This window comes from Sphingobacterium sp. UBA1498 (assembly GCF_002325125.1).
Classification (GTDB): Bacteria; Bacteroidota; Bacteroidia; order Sphingobacteriales; family Sphingobacteriaceae; genus Sphingobacterium.
Genome location: NZ_DCRG01000001.1, coordinates 234,149 through 253,324 on the forward strand (window position 1 = coordinate 234,149; position 19,176 = coordinate 253,324).

Genomic DNA, 19,176 nt, shown 5'->3' on the forward strand with positions numbered 1-19,176 from the left:
ACTTTACTTTTGTCGTATGACTCCAGAGGAATTACAACAATATTTTAAATCCAAAGACCTTCCTGATAAGCTGGAAATACAGCAGGACATGCAAGTCTTCGACGTGAAACGCTTCTTAAGCACAAGCTTCATCCATGTAAGCTTATGGAAAAAAGACTTAAGTAAATGTCCGTCCTGGATTAGACTGCTAAAATTCAAGGATGCTTTAGAAACCAAAGAAAAAGCCTAACAGATGTTAGGCTTTTTTTTTTGTAGCTTTTTATATTCAAGAAGCAAGTTGTTTCATTAATAAAGGCATCTGCTCCTTTGAAAAAATCTCTTCTGCCCCAGCGTCCCGCATTTTCATCCGTTCATTTTCATCACTGCTCGATGTCAGACCGAATATTCTGACGGAGGGAAACTTTTCTTTCATTATTTTTGCCGTTTCTATTCCGTTTAGCACGGGCATATGTAGATCCAGTATACATATCTGAGGAAGTTCATGTCCGTTGTCATGGAGGTAGTCAATTAAGTCCATCCCATTAGAAGCACAATAAACCAAATTCAATAAATGAGATTGAGTCATTGCGCGCATCAGTATATGATGAATCAATGCATCATCAGCATAGACAATCGTACATTTACTTTTGATATCCATTTGAAAAAACCGTCATTTAGTAATTATAAAAACAATATTATATAAATATGTAATAAAATAAAAAATACAGAAAAATTTAGTAATAATAATGTCATTATGCAGTTTTATGTCAAAATATCTACTATTAGTAATTCAACAATCTTTACATGTGATTTATTCAAAAAGAACACCATAGGTAGCAGATCTTTCCGTATAAATAGTATGAGGAAAGATTAAATAAAAAAGAGCGGAAGATCAGTAGAACACCTGCTAAAAGTCATCTTCAATAATTTTGGCCACTCTTCCTATTTGGCCGTCCGTCAATCTCACTTTAATTCCTCTCGAATGATAAGAGGATGAGGTCAACAAGTCCTTCACAATCCCCTCTGTAAGATTTCCAGTACGTTGATCTTTTTTTAAGATGATATTCACCAACATACCAGGCTTTACATCTGCTCTATTTCTTCCATCCATGACCAAACTTAGAAAAATTGTTTTTCAAATGCAATATAAATAGAGAATTTATTGTTGTAAAAATCTTCATCCTAAAGGCTGTAATACAATCAATGAAAACATATGAGGGGCTAATGCAGCTAGCGGATAATTATACAACGCGAAGCCTTTTCCTGTAAGCGTACCGATATCATAAAGTAAAGGGGACTTTGAATTTAGCCCCCCTTTACTTTATGATATACATGCCGTCAGCATCGGCTGGCGATCGATTGAGTTATTTAAAGAGCTTAAAAATATCATTTCCGAATATAAAGACCATTAAAGCCAAAAGAATAAAGAAACCAACCATCTGCGCTTTTTCCAGGAATTTCTCGCTCAATGGCTTACCTTGTATCATTTCAATCAATAAGAATAATACGTGCCCACCATCCAGCGCTGGAATAGGCAATAGGTTCATAAATGCCAATGCCATCGATAACATACCTACCAAAGACCAAAAACGGATCCAATCTACCTCCGTACCAAACAAAGTTGCGATACCAATGGGACCCGATAAGGCTTTATCAGCACGCACTTCACCTTTGAAAATTTTGCCAAATCCTTTGGCATTATCGGTAATCACTGTAAAAGCCTTCTTTGCACCAATTGGGAATGCCTCTGTCAAAGTATATTGTGTTGTAAAAGACTTGATGGAATAATCACGGTTAATGCCTATTCCCAGCATAGCATCAGCAGGAACATTTCCTTGCAGTGAAACTTCCTCTCCATTACGCAGTACTTTAATAGCAACAGTTTTATTTATATTCGCTTTTATTTGTGTCTTAAATTGGTCAAAGAAGGGAACCTGCGTACCATTTACAGCGATAATGCTGTCGCCTTTCACAAACCCCATTTTACTAGCCACCGATCCTGGAGCAACTTCAGCAACACTTGTTGTTCTAACACGTGGTTCAATAAACTTCTCTCCTTTTTTGTCAGAAAGTGTATTTAATAAATCGGCTGGAACTTTGACATCTTCAGTCACACCACCACGTTCGACGGCGAGTGTAACTCCGCCCATCAAGACTTTGGAACTGATCAATTCCGAGTAGTTCTCTACGCGGTGACCATCAATTGCGACCACCTTATCACCGGCTTTCAAACCAATAGATTCACCAATAGAGCCCGGCACAATACCGTTTACAAGCTGGTTCATTTTGATATCCGTATTGCCCATTTTAAAAGTCAGCATCCAAAAAACAACAACACCGACCACAATATTGACAATAATACCGCCCAACATAACAATCAAACGTTGCCAAGCTGGTTTTGATCGAAATTCCCAAGGCTGTGGTTCACCCTTCAATTGCTCTGTATCCATCGACTCATCGATCATCCCAGCAATTTTGACATAACCGCCTAATGGTAACCAGCCAATACCATATTCACATCCTTTATAATTGAATTTAAACAATTTCACTCCCCAAGCATCAAAGAACAAATAAAACTTTTCTACCTTGATACCAAATGCACGCGCTGCTAAAAAATGTCCTAACTCATGTAGAACAATTAAAATTGACAAGCCTAGAATCACTTGTCCGACCATAATTAAAACACCCATGTATGCTTTTTAAATTTAATCTTTGATTATTTCCTTTGTTATTAATCTTGCTACACGATCGGTTTCCAGATAATCATCCAACGTCGGTGTAGCAATAAATTGTACTTGATCCAATGTCTGTTCAATAACATCACTCATCTCCAGAAAACCAACTCGATCTTTCAAGAACGCATCTACAACGACTTCATTGGCGGCATTCAATACGCAGCTTCTATTGCCACCGGCCCGCAAACTTTCATAAGCAAGAGCCAGATTTCTGAAGGTTTCCATATCTGCTTTTTCGAAACTGAGCGTTGGATAGTCCATGAAATTAAAACGCTCAAAATTATTTTCGAAACGTCCTGGATATGTCAACGCATATTGGATCGGCAATTTCATATCAGGTACCCCCATTTGCGCTTTCATAGAACCGTCTTGAAACTGAACCAGGGAATGCACAATGGATTGAGGATGTACAATGACATCAACTTGATCTATCGACAGATTGAAAAGCCATTTTGCTTCAATGACTTCTAAGCCTTTATTCATCAAAGAAGCGGAATCAATCGTGATTTTGGCTCCCATAGACCAATTGGGATGCTTCAATGCTTGAGCCTTGGTAACACATTGAAGCTCTGCTCTACTTTTACCTCTAAAAGGCCCGCCAGAAGCGGTAATGTAGATTTTCTCTATCGGATTATGCTCCTCTCCGGTCAAACACTGAAAAATTGCCGAATGCTCTGAATCCACAGGCAGCATTCGAACGCCATATTCATGCACCAAAGCCATAATCAGCTCGCCAGCGACAACCAGTGTTTCCTTGTTAGCCAAAGCGATATCCTTTTTGGATTGAATCGCTTTCACAGTAGGCTTTAATCCGGCAGACCCAACAATCGCATTCAAGACAACATCAACATCTTCATATTGAACCACTTCAACCAACCCCAATTCACCTAAAAGAACAGCGATATTATGCCCTTTTAGGGCGTCCTGAACATAACTATATTGAAGGGAATCCGTTACAACAACTGCTTTAGGCTTAAACTCCAAAGCCTGCTGAATTAACAATGATGCGTTGCTACCACATGTCAAAACGACTGCTTCAAATTGATTAGGAAAGGCTCTTATAACATCCAAGGCTTGTGTGCCTATACTTCCCGTTGCCCCTAAAATGGCAATTCCTTTTTTACTCAAAACCTTTGCTATTAATTAAAATATATTTTTTAAAATCTTTGGATCCTCTCCACCATGATAATCTGCCATCATTGAACGATAAGCTACCGAAACGACAATGCAAGCTAAAGGTACAACCAAAAAAGAACTCACGAGGTTCAAAATAATAAAAATTATGTAATATTCTAAAAAATTAAAATACATCTGTAGCAACTGAAAGAAAGCAAACACAGCCAAAATCAACAACAGTTTAAACACGTTACCCTTTGTCAGTGCAAAACTAAAACGCAAAGATTTGAAAGTACCCGCGTGTTTATCAATAATAAAGAATGGATAAAATGCCACTCTTATAATCAGGAGAAAGGTCAATATGGCTGCCACAAAAACGACAAACATCGTAAAATTGCTCATCAGCTCCACACGATTTTCACCGTTTTCAAACAAATAAAGAAAGGGTAAAGAAACTGCCCCCAACAGCAGTAAGAGCATTATTGAAAGCACCATGATACTGAGCATAGCTCCGAAAAAGTAAACGAGTTCCTTTGAACTTGGGATACATTGAATCAGTTTCTTATCATGATTTCCATCTATCAGACTCAAAATATACTTAAACAAAGTCATATTCAATCCGAAATACATTACCATGAAAAAAAACGCCATAAAACCACTCAACACTACATTGAAATCACTAATCGATGTTGCAAGATAATTGGAGAGTCCAGAAGTCACAAATAACAGAAAACAAAGCCCAGCAACCGAAAAATAATGCTTTTTCAGCAACTCCAATGACTTATTAAAAACCTCATTAACGGCAAAAGTACTTTCCTTTAGGAATTGAATCATTTTATCTTTGAATAAACTTCTACAAAGATGCCATATTTTTTAATTTTCAACAATTTACACACACAGAAAAATCACTTTTTTTCTCATATTTAACATAAAGAAGAACCCGATGGAGAATATTTGGCAGCGTGAATAAATGAAAATACTCCGTAAAATAAAAATCCCCTATCGAAGTGACAGGGGAAGCTATATTTTCACCTTAGTTAGGCTTATTTAAACTCTTTTGGAAGCGGCTTTTCCAGTAAATATTGATAGTAAAAACGCGCACGTTCGTTAAAATCATATTTGCTTTTCGATCGGTCAAATCCATGCCGGCTTCCAGGATAAATCATCAATTCGAAAGGAACATTTCGATCAGTCAATTTATCGACGAGCTGGATTGTATTCTGCAGATGTACATTGTCGTCCATATCGCCATGCATAATACGCAACACACCTTTATAATGATTAGCATAAGTCAATACAGATCCGGCCTTATATCCATCCGGATTGTCCTGCGGTGTATCCATCCATCGTTCTGTGTAATGACTATCATAGAGATCCCATGACGTTACAGGCGCACCTGCAATACCGAAATCAAATACATCAGCGGCTTTTGTCATCGCTAAACAGGTCATGTATCCACCATAGCTATGGCCTGTGATAAGCACCTTGTTTTTAGCCACCCATGGTTGTGATTTCAACCATTTAACGATGGTTGAATAATCAATAATCTCCCAATGACCAAGATTACGGTGCATATAGGCAACACCTTTTTTGCCAAAATGCCCCGAAGCACGGTGATCTGCGGAGACTTGAATAACTCCTTCATTAGCCCAATACTGGTTGTTTGTCCCTTTCCAGGTATCTTTTACTGTCCCAGCATCCGGTCCACCGTAGATACTGAAAACAACCGGATAAACTTTCGATTGATCAAAATCTGTCGGATAAGTTATTGTCAGGGGAAGATTGAACAATCCGTCATCCGATTTAATATGTAAATATTCGGTTTTACCGTACGTATAGGAAGCAAAATCTGCTGCTTTGCTATCCGCCAATTGCCTAACGACCTTACCCCGATTATCCAACAGTGCAAATCTATCTGGTGTACTTACATTAGAATATTTAGTAATAAAATACTGGCCATTGGGCGATACATTAACATCGTGTGAGTACTCACCAAAAGTCAGACGTTTGAGATTTTTACCCGAATAATCCACACGGTAAAGATCAAACCGCGCTGAGTTTTCTTTACGTGCAGTAAAATAGATCACCTTGTTTTTTTCATCGATCCGCTTCAATTCGGTCACCTGCCATTCACCAGAGGTAATGGGATTTACCAAAGTACCGTCCAATTTATAGAGGTAATAGTGGGCCCAACCTGACTTGTCCGATTTTAAGATATAATATTTATTATCAGCAAGATAAGTTATACGCTCATCGTGATCCAAATTGATCCATGAAGACTGACGCTCATCATAGATTTCTTTTTTTAAACCAGAGTTCGGATCGACCTGATAAAACTTTAAATTGTTCTGATCCCGGTTCATCCACTGTACCATTAGATTTTTACTATCAAAGGCCCAATAAGGCTGACCGAAATACTGATCGTCTTTTTCGTTAAAATCAGCCCATGTAACTTTGCCCCCAGCAAGATGAACTATACCGACTTTGACTTCTGGATTCGGGTCACCCGCTTTAGGGTATCTTGTTTCCTCGAGATAACCATGCTGACCCTTCGACGAATAAATAGGAAACATCGGAACCTTTGTATCATCGAATCGCATAAATGCTATCTTACGACTATCTGGAGACCACCAAAAAGCTTTGTACTTTGTCGGACGCCCAAGAATCTCCTCGTAATACACCCAAGATGACCAACCATTGTAAATGACGTCAGTACCATCATGTGTATATTGCATCTCTTCTCCGGATACCACATCCACGCTGTATAAATTACTTTTGCGCGTGAAAGCCACATATTTACCATCTGGTGACAACGTGGGGTTTTGTTCGGCAATGTCAGGCGAATTGGTAAGCTTCTTTACGGCTCCATCACTGCTTTTTAGGAAGATATCGTTGTTATCGATGTAGACAACCGTTCCTTCTTTAGCAGGAATTGTATAAATACTTCTGTTGCCTGATTTAACGTCGACCTGATACAAACGACCATCGTTTACATCATTCTCCAGGTAAGCTGTTCCCTCTGCCCAGCCAGTATACTGATTGGTGCGGACCGTCAAAGATTGCTTTTGCCCCCAGGACTGCGCAAAATCCAATTTCTTCTGCGCAACACCAGTCTCGTGCACAAAAAAAACGATAGACGCACCTAAGAGTACTCTTGATACCGTATTCATTACTTTTTGGATATGTTTATTATTATTTGGGCTAAGATAAAGAATTGTGACAAATAACGATGATTTTGCCTGTAACAAGCTTAATTCACATGCTGTTTATTCTTTAACTTATCAAAAGTCGAACAATAGTGCGGATTATTGACTAAGGATGATGGTCAAAAAGGTTTAGCTGTATACCTTCCTTTGGAAAATCAGTTTCTTCTACAAAGTTGGATATTGAAACCCCCAATAGACGCACCTTGTTTAGCAGCTCAACCTTGTTTAGCAAACGATGCGCTGTGGCGTAAATTTTGTCTTCGGAGTCGAAACTACTTTCTATGGTTGTGCTACGTGTCAGCTGCACAAAATCCGCATACTTAACTTTCAAGGTTAACGTTCGTCCAGAAACTTCCTTTTTCCCAATACGTAACCACAACTGTTTACAGAGTCGATGCAAAATGCTGTTTAATTCTTCAAATGCTTCTACATCCACCTCAAAAGTATCCTCAATACCAATCGATTTACTGCTGCGATTAGGAACAACTGGACGGTCATCGATACCTCTGACAATACGGTAAAAAAAATGACCTGTCTTTCCAAACCAACGGACCAGATCATCTTCACGCTGTTTTTTTAAATCGAGCCCATTAAACAGCCCCAGTTCGTGCATTTTCTTTGCAGTGACTTTCCCTACGCCAAAAAATTTATCTACGGGCAATGACTCCATAAACTTGACAATTTTAGAAGGACCAATAAATGTCAAACCATTGGGTTTATCCATATCTGAAGCAATTTTCGCTACAAATTTATTGACAGACACACCAGCGGACACCGTTAAGTTCAGTTCGTCCTTTATAGCTCCTTTAATCGCCTTTGCAATATCGATTGCCGAACCGATTCCCTGTTTATCCACTGTAACATCTAAATATGCTTCATCCAGGGAAAGTGGTTCAATTAAGTCCGTATACCGTAGAAAAATCTCCCTGATCTGATACGAAACCTGGCGATAAACATCAAAACGGGGATAAGTGAAGATAATATGAGGGCACAGTTGAAGAGCCTTTCTTGAGCTCATAGCAGATTTGACACCAAATTTTCTTGCTTCATAGCTTGCTGTCGCAACCACCCCTCTCCCATCTGGTGATCCGCCGACAGCGATTGCCTTCCCCCGATATTCGGGGAAGTCGCGCTGATCTACAGATGCATAGAATGCGTCCATATCCAAATGAATAATCTTGCGATATACCCGTGCTGAGTCCATTAGACAAATTTACAAAAATTAGCATAACAGCACACACCAAGGAGAAAATAACTAATAGAATTAGCATCCACCAAAATACCTTTTTCATTGACTTTAAATAAAAACCACTAGCATTTATGCCGTTCATTATTTATCTTTAGATGAAATTACACAATAGGGTATCGAAAGAATACATTTCTAATTGTTTTACAAACTGTTTCAAACCATTTTAATTCAAATACATAATGGAAAATTTACCTGAACAACAAAAGAAGAAATCCGGATTAAAAAAATTTTTGCTCATCCTGATCCTCTTTATCCTCGTCGGGGGTGGCTCATATGCCTACTGGAAATATTATTATGTATTCGGTGAGGGTGTCAAGTCGGGTTATCTTAATTATGCTGTAAGGAAGGGTAATATTTTTAAGACATATGAGGGCAAGCTCATCCAAGAAGGATTTGGAAGCATCAAAACTGGAGGAATAGCCAGCAATCAATTTGAATTTTCTATTGAAGACGATTCAGTTTTTCAACAATTGGAGCTAAACAGTGGCAAATATTTCGATCTACGTTACAAAGAATATCATGGAGTGCTTCCTTGGCGCGGAAATACTGTCTATGTTGTTGACAAGATTGTTAATATGAAATAGAAACTTCGCTGGTGATACAGCGAAGTTTTCAAATGATGGATCGAAATCAGTTGTATGGCGCTGTTATAGTGACGCCAAGATATAAGTTGCTCCACTTTCTTGGCATGGGTGTACCCTGCAGAAGATCTTCGACACTGACAGACTTATGCTTGTGCCAGAAAGACGTCGCGGACGATCATTTTATCATTGAAATAACTTCTCAGAACCGTTCCATCACCGTGGAGTGTCCATACTTCCCGAGGATCAACCATTTTGATATACTGGAGAATGTCGTTCCAGTCCACGTGATCGGAAATATAGAGTTCGATATCATTCTGTGCCTGCAGGCGCTTCCAGCCCGAAGCGAACGCCCGCAATACTTTGGTCGCTCTGAAGTAACTATTAAATGTCATTGGGGGAACCAGATAAACTTTATTTTGTTCGCCCTGTTTCATTTCCTTCCTGTTATAAGGCTCGTAGTTTAATTTCTTCAGTCCATATGCATCATACAGTCTATGGTACGGTAATATTCCACTATGCACAAGTACTTTTCTATCCGGACAGTATCTATTGATCAAATCAGTAACTCGCTGCGCCTTCCCCAGTACATAAGTACCCAATAAGATATTGCTGGCGTGACCATCCAATTTTTTGATTTCCTCGGCCGGGTCAGGATGGATAACAGCTGGATTTGCAAAGGTACTTTCGGTAATCAATACATCAGCATGATGCATTTCGATGGGTTCACAGGTATCATCGGGCTGTAATTTATAATCGCCTGTATACAAATATCGCACGCCCATATATTCCATTAGAATCTGTGCCGACCCGAGGATATGTCCTGCCGGTATTAACGTAATCTCGACGGCACCGAGTTTAAAAGGGCTGTTATATAATTTAACCTGATAGGAGTCTTTGCGATTTTGTTTATAACGGTGGCTCATAAACAAAGTTGTCGCATGGGTAGCATACACATAGTCGTGCCCTGAGCTCGCATGATCGCCATGGGCATGAGATACGACATTATGCATAACTGGATTGCTGGCATCGATAAAAAAATCACCGTAACGGCAGTAATAACCTTCTGGCTTTCTGACAAAGAAGTCAGGCAATATTATAGACATACTATTATTTTAAAAATTTTTGATGTAGATTCCACACTTGTGGCAATAATGGTGTGGTGCCATCATTAACGATGACAAAGTCGGCCAACTTTAACTTTTCTTCGTCAGAGAGTTGCTTATTAATTCGCTCCATGACCTGTCCTTCCGTAACCTTATCGCGCTCCATTACACGTTGAACACGTACGGATAAAGGCGCGGTAACCAGAATAGTATAATCAAGATCCTTATAAGAGCCGCTTTCAAAGAGTAAGGCGGCCTCCTTGAGTGTATAACGGGATTTTTGTTGTTCTGCCCATTCCTTCGCCTCCTGAATAACGATAGGGTGTATAATTCCGTTCACAAGTTCGAGCTTCGTTCTGTCCGAAAATATCCGTTGGGCTAAGAAAGCCCGATCCAACTTCCCGTCCGGATAAGTCTCCGCTCCAAATTCCGCGATTAAGCGTTCTTTAATCCGAATATCGGTATTCATCAGTTTTTTAGCTTCCTCATCCGCGTTATAAACAGGTACTGCCATGGCTTTAAATAGCTTGCAGATAAATGTTTTACCTGATCCAATTCCGCCTGTTATTCCAATCTTCATGAAAATATCGTTATTTACGTACAAAAAAGTCTACATTTTGGGGCACAATGCTTATTATCTGACAATATTCAGGAACTTTGGTCAATAAAATGGGTAAGTACTGTACCTGATTCTTCTCCCAATCTGAAAGGTCTACCACCGCCTCAAAATCGCGCGAAGTATACTTATTGTAATCTTTTACGGACATCAATACCGTGACAACAACTTTACTTGGACTAAGCCTGACCGAACTATACCGTTGTCCATTTTCCACCTTAACAGGTAATTCGATTACTTTCTCGGTCAATTCACCTACTGGCATCAGCACCTCAACAGACGTTGGATAAACATTGATATTCCCTTTTTGGTTTCTCGCCAGATTTGCAACAGTTCGTACATCGGTCTCCACGTCTTTCCCGCGGACGGTATCGGTTTCCCAGTATTCAATTGCCGAAACATCCTCATAAGGCCCGGTGATGGTCACATAAGCTGGTGTAACTTTGGTTTCAGCGATAAATCCGTATCCCCGTTTAAATGCAATATTAGCAAGGGGATTTACAGGCACTTTACGTTGTGTCTGTTTCGAAAAATCAAAAAACAAGGTATCGGGACTGACAGAGACGACCCGCTGTTCATGTGGAAATTGCCGATTAATAAATCCCAGCTGATTAGAAAAAACGATCCAATCTTTGGTTTTTAATGAGCTTAGGTCGACCTGAACTTTAGGTGTTTCCAAAGCAGCTTTTGAAAATAAAAATTGCCATCCCGTCATTTCCAACTTAACTTTTACAGTATCAGACTGCTGCGGGTGGAACGCCCGCTTCTCGGGCAGATTAACGTATTCAATCGCCGCCTTGACGGATACAGTATATTGGTTGGAGATCGAAAATAATAGCCAAGCTAACAACGAAATTCCAACACAACGTATGAAGATATTTATCTTACGCCGTTGGATCTTATTTATTCGAACTGTATTCGCCATGATACAAACTTAATCAATTTGCATAAAAATCAGCGTTCTAATCTTCACTTCACTTTTAAAAACGACAAAATTTATATCGTATTTTTCTCTTATTCAGCGGGGGCTTTAACAAAAATGGACATTCCGTTGATAAACCAAAATAAAAAAAGCCAGTTTTCTTAGAAAACTGGCCTTCATTTCTCTCTCGAAAAAGCTTATGAAGCGCTCTTCTCTGTGTTGTTAGCAGCTTTAGAAGCATCTAACGCGATTGCTGATTTGTCAAAACGAATTCTAACGCCCGAACCTACATCAACCAAGAATGTAGTATCTGATACTTCTACAATACGGCCGTGAATACCAGCTGTCGTTACTACTTTAGAGTTTACACCAAGTTCTTCAATATATTTTTTGTGATCTTTTTGCTTCTTCATTTGCGGTCTGATCATGAAGAAATAAAATACCACGATAATCAAAACCATTGGTAGAAAACTCATCAAATTGCCACCCGCTGCTTGTAATAATACTGTGTTCATTTGTAATTATATCGTTTAATAATGTGTTATTTTGCTAATACTTCGCCTTTTAGCTGCACGGTTGTCAAACCGTTTGAAGCATTCGATTGAATCGTAATGATCTTCTGTTGTTTGCCAACTTGTCCTTCACTGTTGAAAGTTACATGGATCTCAGATGTTCCCCCCGGCAAAATAGGGCTTTTTGAAAATTCAGGCTGCGTACATCCACATGAAGCTGTCACTTTCGAGATAATAACAGGTGCATCACCTGTATTTTTAAGCACAAAGGTATGTTTTACCTGCGCACCTTCCTTTACCTGACCGAAATCAAATGCAGATTCTTCAAATTCTACTTTCCCCAATTGTGCTGCAGCTTTAGAAAGGCTATCTGCAGCGGCGGTGTCAGTTGCTATCCTCGCTCCTTCTTCTTTTCCCTTGTTTGCATTTCCACAAGAAAAGAAAAACATTGCTAGCAAAGCCAAAACCGAATATTTGCCAAAGTTTTTCATTCGTATAAATTATTTATCAGAATTTATGTTAATCTCTTAAACCACGACCTGCCTTTTGGATTCTTCCCTGCTGGTTCAGATCGTTCAATATTTTATCTAAGATACCATTAATAAATGTATTACTTTTCAATGTACTGAATACCTTAGAAATTTCAATATACTCATTTATTGTTACTTTCACGGGAATTGATGGAAAATTAATCAATTCGCATATCGCCATACGCATCAATAAGGTATCCATCAAAGCAATCCGATCTGACTCCCAATTCTTTGTTTTATCAGAGATAAGCTTTTGATACTCATTTGTATTGCGAATCGTTTTACCCAATAATGCAATGATATAATCGCTATCGTCATTCCAATTTTGTGTAATTTCTGCAAGTTTATTTCTACGCGGATCTTCCGAACTGAAATTCTTAAATGTCTTCGCAATAAGTGCTTGCAACACTTCTTTATCCACCTGCCAGTTGATGAATTTTTCTTCAAAAACCTGCTCAATAACCGGCGATTTCAAGATGATTTTTTTAAAGATATGTTTGATAATATCTTTTTCCGTACCGATCGAGCGATCTTCTTGTTGTAAGTATTCTAAATAAGCCTCAGAATCCTTTAATTGCAAAAACACGGTACGCACGATCTCCGGATCAAAATTCCATGAAATCTTATACTTTTTGACACCTTCTCCATATTGTGGATTTTGTCTCAATGACTCAATAAAAGTGTTTGTACTTAACTTGGTCGTTAAAGACAAGTCTTTTTCAGTTGGTAAGAATTTATTGGCCCTACCCTCTGCATCTATTAAGACGTAATCTGACACTTCATCTAATAGATTCAGTGTCCACATATACATCTCATAGACCTCATCCACATTTTTTAATAGCGCTTTTTCAAATGTTTTGATGTCTTTGTCTTCCGAAAGACTGTACGCATAAAGCGTTTGCACTACTTTTACCCTCAGGTGTCTCCTGTTTAACATAGTAATTTAAAGAACGATTTTTTTTATAAAATAATAAGTAAGAACGATTTTGGGAATGAAGACTATCGCTTGATTTTTTTAATATCTTGGATACGCTTCTCCGCGATGCGATTGGCCGCTTCAAAAGTTGAGATATTTTCTTCTTTTGATTTTTTCAATACGTCTCTTGTCGCATTATAAATATTTTTAATCACAAATTCAGTGTGGTCTACACCATAGTTTTGAATTTCTGAATAACAGCCAATTAATGCCCCTGCGTTAATCAAATAGTCTGGAGCATATAATATACCTCTCTCATGCAGAATTGAACTGGTGATCAATTCATCTTTCAATTGATTATTTGCCGAACCAGCAATAATTTTGCATTGCATTTTTTGCGCTGATTCTGGATTTACTGTACCGCCCAATGCACAAGGAGCATATACATCAAAATCGTGATCAAATACTTCACCGTAGGGAATTGGCTCGGCTTTGTACTTAGCCGCTACTTTCAACATTTTCTCCTCTGTAATATCACTGACATACACGCGTGCATTCTCTTCACGCAACATCGCAATCAAACGCTCACCGACTCCACCTACGCCATGGACGATGACCTTTTTGCCCGCTACACTCTCCGACCCATAGAGTTCTTTCAAACAAGCTTTGATCCCAAAATAAACACCTTGTGCAGCAAAGATCGAAGGATCGCCAACGCCACTACCGTGAATTGCTTTTGGCAAACCAGCCACGTGGTCGGTCTCCGTATAAATATGTTCTAGATCGCGTTGGGTAGTGCCTACGTCCAAAGAAGCAATGAAATTACCATTCAATCCTTCAATAAACTGGCCCAAACGGCGCAATAAAACCTCAGATTTGTCCAAACGGCTATTACCGATTATCACAGCACTTCCCCCACCGAGATTCAATCCGGTGATGGCAGACTTATAGGTAATGGCCTTGGATAAACGTAAAGCATCCTCAATAGCTTCTTCTGTACTTTCGTATGGTAACATACGAACCCCTCCTATCGCAGGCCCCAATGTGGTATCATGGATCGCAACGATAGCTTTTAAGCCCACTAATTCATCATTACAGAAAAATAAGTTTTGATGACCAGACTGGCTCATCAATTCAAAAATAGAATTTTGAGATGTTGACATAAAATGTACTACTCTAATTTGTTTTAATTTTTTAAGGTACTTGATGCAAAAGTAGGAAAATTATTCGTTGTGCCTAACAACTTTTTTTATCCAAGACTTAACATTTGATTTCCGAATGACAGTAAATTCACTTAAATCGTAAAACATTTTGACGAATTAGTTCTACTTTTGTATCCATAATATGAAGGATCTCGCCTACTTAAATAAGTACTTTTATAAATACCGCTGGAAACTGATTCCAGGGGTTATTTTTGTTATCATCTCCAACTATTTCGGGGTATTGCCCGCAAAGGTAATCCGCGAAGCATTTGATTTGGTACAGGAAAATATCTATCTGTACCGTCTATTTGATGGTTTCGACAGACAGGAACTCATCTACCAAGTATTTGGCACCAGTCTCCTGTTTTTTGGTTTCGTCGTGCTCCTTCTTTCGCTTTTACGGGGTATTTTCTTATTCTTTATGCGGCAAACGATCATCTTAACGTCACGTTATATTGAATACGATCTCAAAAATGAGATCTATAACCACTATCAGGATTTAAACTTTGGTTTCTTTAGAAAGAATAATACAGGGGATCTGATGAGCCGTGCCACCGAAGATGTCAATCAGGTACGTAACTACCTGGGACCTGCAATCATGTATGCGATTAACACTGTTGTCCTTTCTATCATGGTTATTTATGCAATGTACAGCGTAAATGGCCGGTTGGCAACCTATGCATTGGCTCCAATACCAGTATTGTCGGTCATTATTCTGTTTGTCAACAAAATTATTAATAAGCGTAGCTTAAAAATACAGAAACAATTGGCCAACCTTTCTTCTTTCGTGCAGGAAACATTTGCCGGTATCCGCGTCATCAAGACCTATACCAGAGAACAAAATAAAATGCAGGAATTTGAGAAGGAAAGTACCATCTATCGTAATACGGCTCTCGACCTCGTCAAAGTGCAGGCTGTTTTCTTTCCGCTTATTCTTTTGCTTATTGGGCTCAGTACGGTAATTACCATCTACATTGGTGGGATTGAAGTTGCCAAAGGCACTGTAACGGCTGGAAATATAGCGGAGTTTATTATCTATGTCAATCAATTAACTTTCCCTGCGATGTCCTTGGCTTGGGTAACTTCACTGGTGCAGCGTGCCGCAGCCTCGCAAAAACGCATCAATGAATTTCTTCAGACGGAATCTCCAATTGTAAATGGAAAAGGCACCAAAGAATTAGCTGGTGCAATCCGGGTTGAGGAGATTTCCTTTACTTATCCGGAAACAGGCATTCAAGCCATTAAAAATATATCCTTTCAAATTCCGATCGGGAAAACACTCGCCATTATAGGAAAAACAGGGTCCGGAAAATCAACCCTAGCCAACTTACTTCTCCGGATGTATGACACCGATAAGGGAAAAATAAATTACGACAATCTGGAGATCAAAGCTTTTGATTTCAAAAGCTTGCGCCAACAAATTGGATTTGTCCCACAAGATGTTTTCTTATTTTCGGATACCATTGCCAATAACATAGGCTTTGGCCTGGATCAATTTACACAGGAACAAGTGGAGCAGGCCGCTAAGGATGCTGCTGTATACGACAATATTATCGCCTTTGAAGATGGTTTTGAAACTGCTGTTGGCGAACGTGGTATCACCCTCTCTGGAGGACAAAAACAACGGGTGTCTATCGCTCGCGCCCTGATTAAAGAACCCAAAGTATTGATATTTGACGACTGTCTTTCAGCCGTGGACACAAAAACAGAGGAAACAATTCTCCGTTCACTCAGCCGCATTATGAAAGGCAAGACTTGTATTTTTATCGCGCACCGCATCTCAACGATCAAGAATGCAGATCATATTCTTGTGATGGATCAAGGCGAAATTGTTGAACAAGGTACGCACACTGAACTGATGGAGAAAAGAGGTGAATATTTTGAACTCCATGAAAAACAGTTACTGGAAAGTATTGTCGAATAGTTTAAATATCCCTGAATTTAGCTAAAGGATGCGGACTAGTATGGTCTTGATCGGACAGAACGCATCCTTTAGCTGACTACCCGATCCACTATTGCTTTATCTTCTTTAAAAAAAACGGCAAATAACACAAGACAAAACCCAGAAATACCGGCAGGAATAAACCAAAGGTATTCCCAAAATTGCGACGAATAGGCCGCTTTGAGATAATCCGATACAGCACCAGCAACCCAAAAACCGATCAACATCCCTACACCATACATTGCAATGGTGATAAGTCCCTGTGCAGAAGCCTTATATTTTTCACCAGCAATTCTATCTGTATAGATCTGGCCGACAACAAACATAAAATCATAGCAGATTCCATGCAATAAAATACCGAATAAAAGTAAGAATGCTCTTTCTTGACCGTCACCGAATGCAAAAAACAAGTATCGAAGCGCCCAGGCGGAGATTCCTAATAGAATCATATTTTTATACCCAAGTCTTCTAAAGAAAAATGGGATCAACAACAGACAAATTGCCTCAGAAAATTGGCCCATGGCCATCTTTGCAGTCGGATTGGGAATGCCAACATTTACCAAAAAAGGATTAGCATTTTGGTAATAAAACGAAATCGGAATACAGATGACAATGGCTGTTACAAAAAAAATTAGAAAACTCCGCTGCTTTAAAAGCTTTAGCGCATCTAAACCAATCGCCTTTCCAAAATCAAATTTTTCCCCCTTAATGTTGGCTTGTGGCGGCGTATTTGGTAATGCAAGACTAAAGACTGCCAATAGCAGTGAACAAATCGCCCCCATAATAAAAGTATTGTGAAGGGCACCTTCAGCTATCGATTCGGGTGCGTCCCAGCGAAACAAATAACTGATCACAAGCCCCGAACAGATCCAACCAATCGTTCCCCAAACACGCAATCCCGGAAAATCTTTCTTCGCATCTTCAATATGACGGAATGCTATTCCATTAGATAAAGACAGCGACGACATATATGCCATAAAGTAAATAAATACATAGGGATAAAAATGCGTCGCATCTGGTGCCTGTGACATTCCATAGAGCAGCACCGCTCCAATCAGGTGTAAAACCGAAAGTACGCGTTCGGCATTAAAGTATCTGTCAGAGACAAAACCGACAAAGAAAGGAGCAAATACGGCTCCAAGCGACTGCGTCGCAAAAATATTTGCTACCTCCATACCGGAAGCATTGAGCGAATTAATAAGGTATGTTCCCAAAGTTACAAACCAAGCCCCTTTGACAAAATAGGTCAAAAACATCATCAGGGACAATTGCACACGTAATACTGGATTCATCTGTTCATTAGTATTGGAAGAAGTTGATTTTTCTACTAAACACAACAACGAGTCCAGCAACAATAAGGTCTTCTAAGTGATGTCGCTCGTAAAGGCGTAACTAAAAACTTAAAACATCTTAAATACCTGACATAGTCATTGATTTCATCAGTGCCCAATGCTGCCACACCGCTATCTTTAAGACTGTGGCAGCACATTTCGCATAAAATTAAGCCAATTCTTACTGGCGATTTTTTCAAGATCGGTTTTTCTATATCCTCGTTTTCCGAGAATACTAAAGACTTTCTGGATATCGGCAATCGTCTCTAGATCATAAGGGCATTGCTCCCGGCCAAAGGCTCCATCAAGATCACTTCCCACCCCCACGTGGTTCACATTTCCCGCCAATTGACAAATATGGTCAATATTGTTGGCCACGATTTCCAAGGAGCAATTGCTTGTTTTAGGGTCCGATATACCTCGGATCCAGTTAGGCACCATCATCCAGGCATCTAGCGCCACACCAATGACGGCTTGCTTCTCAACGAGGGCTCTAATCATTTCATCACTAAACTGCCTATTGTGGTCCACAAATTTGCGGCAATTATTATGGCTGGCCCAGATCGCGCCATGATAACGTTCGACAGCGTCCCAAAAAGCATCATCATTCAGGTGGGTCGCATCCAATATCATCCCTAGACGCTCCATCTCGCGTAACAGCATGATGCCTTGCTCATTAAGCTTGCCAGATGCATCTGTCCCATTAGCATACCGACCTGGCCCATAATGTGCTGGCCCAATAGCTCGCAAACCATAGTTATATGCCGTTTCCAGATTACTGATATCCACTATGGAATCTGCACCTTCTAGACTCAACAGGTAACCAATCGGCTTATGCATATGATCAATACCATCCGACCATAGGACCATATGTTGGTCCAAATCGGCCTTTGTACGAATCATTTTTAGCTGACCGTCAGCTTCCATTGCCCTATACCACGCGAGCTGCCCCTGGGTCTGCGCCCAAGCCTGTTCTGCGGAATACCAACCGGGCAAGGAACTTTCAGGTGTCACGAAACGGGCAATTTGAGTCGCAACGACCAAACCAATATGACCACGACGCAATTCATCAAAAGTAACTGTTGCCCTACCACGATCTGGCTTGTCTTTCATCCCTCCTTCCCGACGATTAAGTTCGGTAATCGGAAGTCGAAGATCCCGGTTCCACTCCATGGCATTCATGCTTAAATCCAAATGAGCGTCTACCAAGAATGGCATTTCAAATTCATACAT

Annotated in this window: 19 protein-coding genes; 3 read left to right on the top strand and 16 right to left on the bottom strand. The window is 39.6% G+C overall.

The genetic code is table 11. The annotated features are described in order from the left end of the window. The first annotated feature begins 16 nt into the window (after positions 1-16). Positions 17-229, top strand: coding sequence for a DUF6965 family protein (locus B3139_RS00955; protein ID WP_293879334.1), 213 nt, complete (start codon positions 17-19; stop codon positions 227-229). Between the two features lie 36 nt (positions 230-265). Here the strand turns inward: B3139_RS00955 and B3139_RS00960 are convergent, their stop codons facing one another. The 7 genes from B3139_RS00960 to dinB form a co-directional block, all read right to left on the bottom strand. Then, the gene (locus B3139_RS00960) at positions 266-637 is read right to left on the bottom strand and encodes a response regulator (RefSeq protein WP_209574494.1); all 372 of its coding nucleotides are present in this window, start codon (positions 635-637) and stop codon (positions 266-268) included. A 249-nt stretch (positions 638-886) separates the two neighbouring features. Beyond that, positions 887-1,090 carry a YwbE family protein gene (locus B3139_RS00965; protein ID WP_293879337.1) on the bottom strand — a complete coding sequence of 68 codons (204 nt, stop codon included), beginning with the start codon at positions 1,088-1,090 and terminating at the stop codon, positions 887-889. Between the two features lie 253 nt (positions 1,091-1,343). Beyond that, complete coding sequence (gene rseP, locus B3139_RS00970; protein ID WP_293879339.1) at positions 1,344-2,669, bottom strand: RIP metalloprotease RseP; 1,326 nt, start codon at positions 2,667-2,669, stop codon at positions 1,344-1,346. Between the two features lie 15 nt (positions 2,670-2,684). Beyond that, the gene (locus B3139_RS00975) at positions 2,685-3,842 is read right to left on the bottom strand and encodes a 1-deoxy-D-xylulose-5-phosphate reductoisomerase (RefSeq protein ID WP_293879341.1); all 1,158 of its coding nucleotides are present in this window, start codon (positions 3,840-3,842) and stop codon (positions 2,685-2,687) included. A 15-nt stretch (positions 3,843-3,857) separates the two neighbouring features. Next, positions 3,858-4,664, bottom strand: a complete 807-nt coding sequence (locus B3139_RS00980) for a beta-carotene 15,15'-monooxygenase (RefSeq protein ID WP_209574502.1) — start codon at positions 4,662-4,664, stop codon at positions 3,858-3,860. Positions 4,665-4,873: 209 nt separating this feature from the next. Beyond that, complete coding sequence (locus B3139_RS00985) at positions 4,874-7,000, bottom strand: S9 family peptidase (protein WP_293879344.1); 2,127 nt, start codon at positions 6,998-7,000, stop codon at positions 4,874-4,876. 142 nt (positions 7,001-7,142) lie between these two features. Beyond that, positions 7,143-8,240: a DNA polymerase IV gene (dinB, locus tag B3139_RS00990; protein ID WP_293879346.1), complete on the bottom strand. Its 1,098-nt coding sequence runs from the start codon at positions 8,238-8,240 to the stop codon at positions 7,143-7,145. 224 nt (positions 8,241-8,464) lie between these two features. Here dinB and B3139_RS00995 point away from each other — a divergent pair, with 224 nt between their 5' ends. Then, positions 8,465-8,869, top strand: a complete 405-nt coding sequence (locus B3139_RS00995) for a hypothetical protein (RefSeq protein ID WP_209574508.1) — start codon at positions 8,465-8,467, stop codon at positions 8,867-8,869. A 143-nt stretch (positions 8,870-9,012) separates the two neighbouring features. Here the strand turns inward: B3139_RS00995 and B3139_RS01000 are convergent, their stop codons facing one another. The 7 genes from B3139_RS01000 to B3139_RS01030 all read right to left on the bottom strand — a co-directional run bounded on the left by B3139_RS01000 (position 9,013) and on the right by B3139_RS01030 (position 14,631). Continuing rightward, positions 9,013-9,972, bottom strand: a complete 960-nt coding sequence (locus tag B3139_RS01000; RefSeq protein WP_293879348.1) for an exonuclease — start codon at positions 9,970-9,972, stop codon at positions 9,013-9,015. Between the two features lie 4 nt (positions 9,973-9,976). After that, positions 9,977-10,552, bottom strand: coding sequence for a dephospho-CoA kinase (gene coaE / locus B3139_RS01005; RefSeq protein WP_293879350.1), 576 nt, complete (start codon positions 10,550-10,552; stop codon positions 9,977-9,979). 10 nt (positions 10,553-10,562) lie between these two features. Beyond that, positions 10,563-11,513: a CdaR family protein gene (locus B3139_RS01010; protein WP_293879352.1), complete on the bottom strand. Its 951-nt coding sequence runs from the start codon at positions 11,511-11,513 to the stop codon at positions 10,563-10,565. Between the two features lie 194 nt (positions 11,514-11,707). Then, positions 11,708-12,025: a preprotein translocase subunit YajC gene (gene yajC, locus B3139_RS01015; protein ID WP_209574516.1), complete on the bottom strand. Its 318-nt coding sequence runs from the start codon at positions 12,023-12,025 to the stop codon at positions 11,708-11,710. A 26-nt stretch (positions 12,026-12,051) separates the two neighbouring features. Beyond that, positions 12,052-12,513 (bottom strand): DUF1573 domain-containing protein, encoded by a 462-nt coding sequence (locus B3139_RS01020; RefSeq protein ID WP_293879355.1) that lies wholly within the window; start codon positions 12,511-12,513, stop codon positions 12,052-12,054. 28 nt (positions 12,514-12,541) lie between these two features. Continuing rightward, positions 12,542-13,489, bottom strand: coding sequence for a transcription antitermination factor NusB (gene nusB, locus B3139_RS01025; RefSeq protein ID WP_293879357.1), 948 nt, complete (start codon positions 13,487-13,489; stop codon positions 12,542-12,544). A gap of 62 nt (positions 13,490-13,551) precedes the next feature. Further along, positions 13,552-14,631: a Glu/Leu/Phe/Val family dehydrogenase gene (locus B3139_RS01030; protein WP_209574521.1), complete on the bottom strand. Its 1,080-nt coding sequence runs from the start codon at positions 14,629-14,631 to the stop codon at positions 13,552-13,554. A 181-nt stretch (positions 14,632-14,812) separates the two neighbouring features. Here B3139_RS01030 and B3139_RS01035 point away from each other — a divergent pair, with 181 nt between their 5' ends. Next, positions 14,813-16,594: an ABC transporter ATP-binding protein gene (locus B3139_RS01035; RefSeq protein ID WP_293879359.1), complete on the top strand. Its 1,782-nt coding sequence runs from the start codon at positions 14,813-14,815 to the stop codon at positions 16,592-16,594. Positions 16,595-16,662: 68 nt separating this feature from the next. Here the strand turns inward: B3139_RS01035 and B3139_RS01040 are convergent, their stop codons facing one another. Further along, a complete protein-coding gene (locus B3139_RS01040) occupies positions 16,663-17,904 on the bottom strand; it encodes an MFS transporter (protein ID WP_293879361.1) in 1,242 nt (413 codons plus the stop codon). A 177-nt stretch (positions 17,905-18,081) separates the two neighbouring features. Continuing rightward, positions 18,082-19,176: a dipeptidase gene (locus B3139_RS01045; protein ID WP_293879363.1), complete on the bottom strand. Its 1,095-nt coding sequence runs from the start codon at positions 19,174-19,176 to the stop codon at positions 18,082-18,084.

Bases quoted from the DNA above. Each gene is read 5' to 3' on its own strand.
- B3139_RS00965 (WP_293879337.1), bottom strand. From the start codon at position 1,090: ATGGATGGAAGAAATAGAGCAGATGTAAAGCCTGGTATGTTGGTGAAT.
- B3139_RS00955 (WP_293879334.1), top strand. From the start codon at position 17: ATGACTCCAGAGGAATTACAACAATATTTTAAATCCAAAGACCTTCCT.
- nusB (WP_293879357.1), bottom strand. From the start codon at position 13,489: ATGTTAAACAGGAGACACCTGAGGGTAAAAGTAGTGCAAACGCTTTAT.
- rseP (WP_293879339.1), bottom strand. From the start codon at position 2,669: ATGGGTGTTTTAATTATGGTCGGACAAGTGATTCTAGGCTTGTCAATT.
- coaE (WP_293879350.1), bottom strand. From the start codon at position 10,552: ATGAAGATTGGAATAACAGGCGGAATTGGATCAGGTAAAACATTTATC.
- B3139_RS01045 (WP_293879363.1), bottom strand. From the start codon at position 19,176: ATGTATGAATTTGAAATGCCATTCTTGGTAGACGCTCATTTGGATTTA.
- B3139_RS01040 (WP_293879361.1), bottom strand. From the start codon at position 17,904: ATGAATCCAGTATTACGTGTGCAATTGTCCCTGATGATGTTTTTGACC.
- B3139_RS01000 (WP_293879348.1), bottom strand. From the start codon at position 9,972: ATGTCTATAATATTGCCTGACTTCTTTGTCAGAAAGCCAGAAGGTTAT.
- B3139_RS01010 (WP_293879352.1), bottom strand. From the start codon at position 11,513: ATGGCGAATACAGTTCGAATAAATAAGATCCAACGGCGTAAGATAAAT.
- dinB (WP_293879346.1), bottom strand. From the start codon at position 8,240: ATGGACTCAGCACGGGTATATCGCAAGATTATTCATTTGGATATGGAC.
- B3139_RS01020 (WP_293879355.1), bottom strand. From the start codon at position 12,513: ATGAAAAACTTTGGCAAATATTCGGTTTTGGCTTTGCTAGCAATGTTT.
- B3139_RS00985 (WP_293879344.1), bottom strand. From the start codon at position 7,000: ATGAATACGGTATCAAGAGTACTCTTAGGTGCGTCTATCGTTTTTTTT.
- B3139_RS00960 (WP_209574494.1), bottom strand. From the start codon at position 637: ATGGATATCAAAAGTAAATGTACGATTGTCTATGCTGATGATGCATTG.
- B3139_RS01030 (WP_209574521.1), bottom strand. From the start codon at position 14,631: ATGTCAACATCTCAAAATTCTATTTTTGAATTGATGAGCCAGTCTGGT.
- B3139_RS00980 (WP_209574502.1), bottom strand. From the start codon at position 4,664: ATGATTCAATTCCTAAAGGAAAGTACTTTTGCCGTTAATGAGGTTTTT.
- yajC (WP_209574516.1), bottom strand. From the start codon at position 12,025: ATGAACACAGTATTATTACAAGCAGCGGGTGGCAATTTGATGAGTTTT.
- B3139_RS00995 (WP_209574508.1), top strand. From the start codon at position 8,465: ATGGAAAATTTACCTGAACAACAAAAGAAGAAATCCGGATTAAAAAAA.
- B3139_RS01035 (WP_293879359.1), top strand. From the start codon at position 14,813: ATGAAGGATCTCGCCTACTTAAATAAGTACTTTTATAAATACCGCTGG.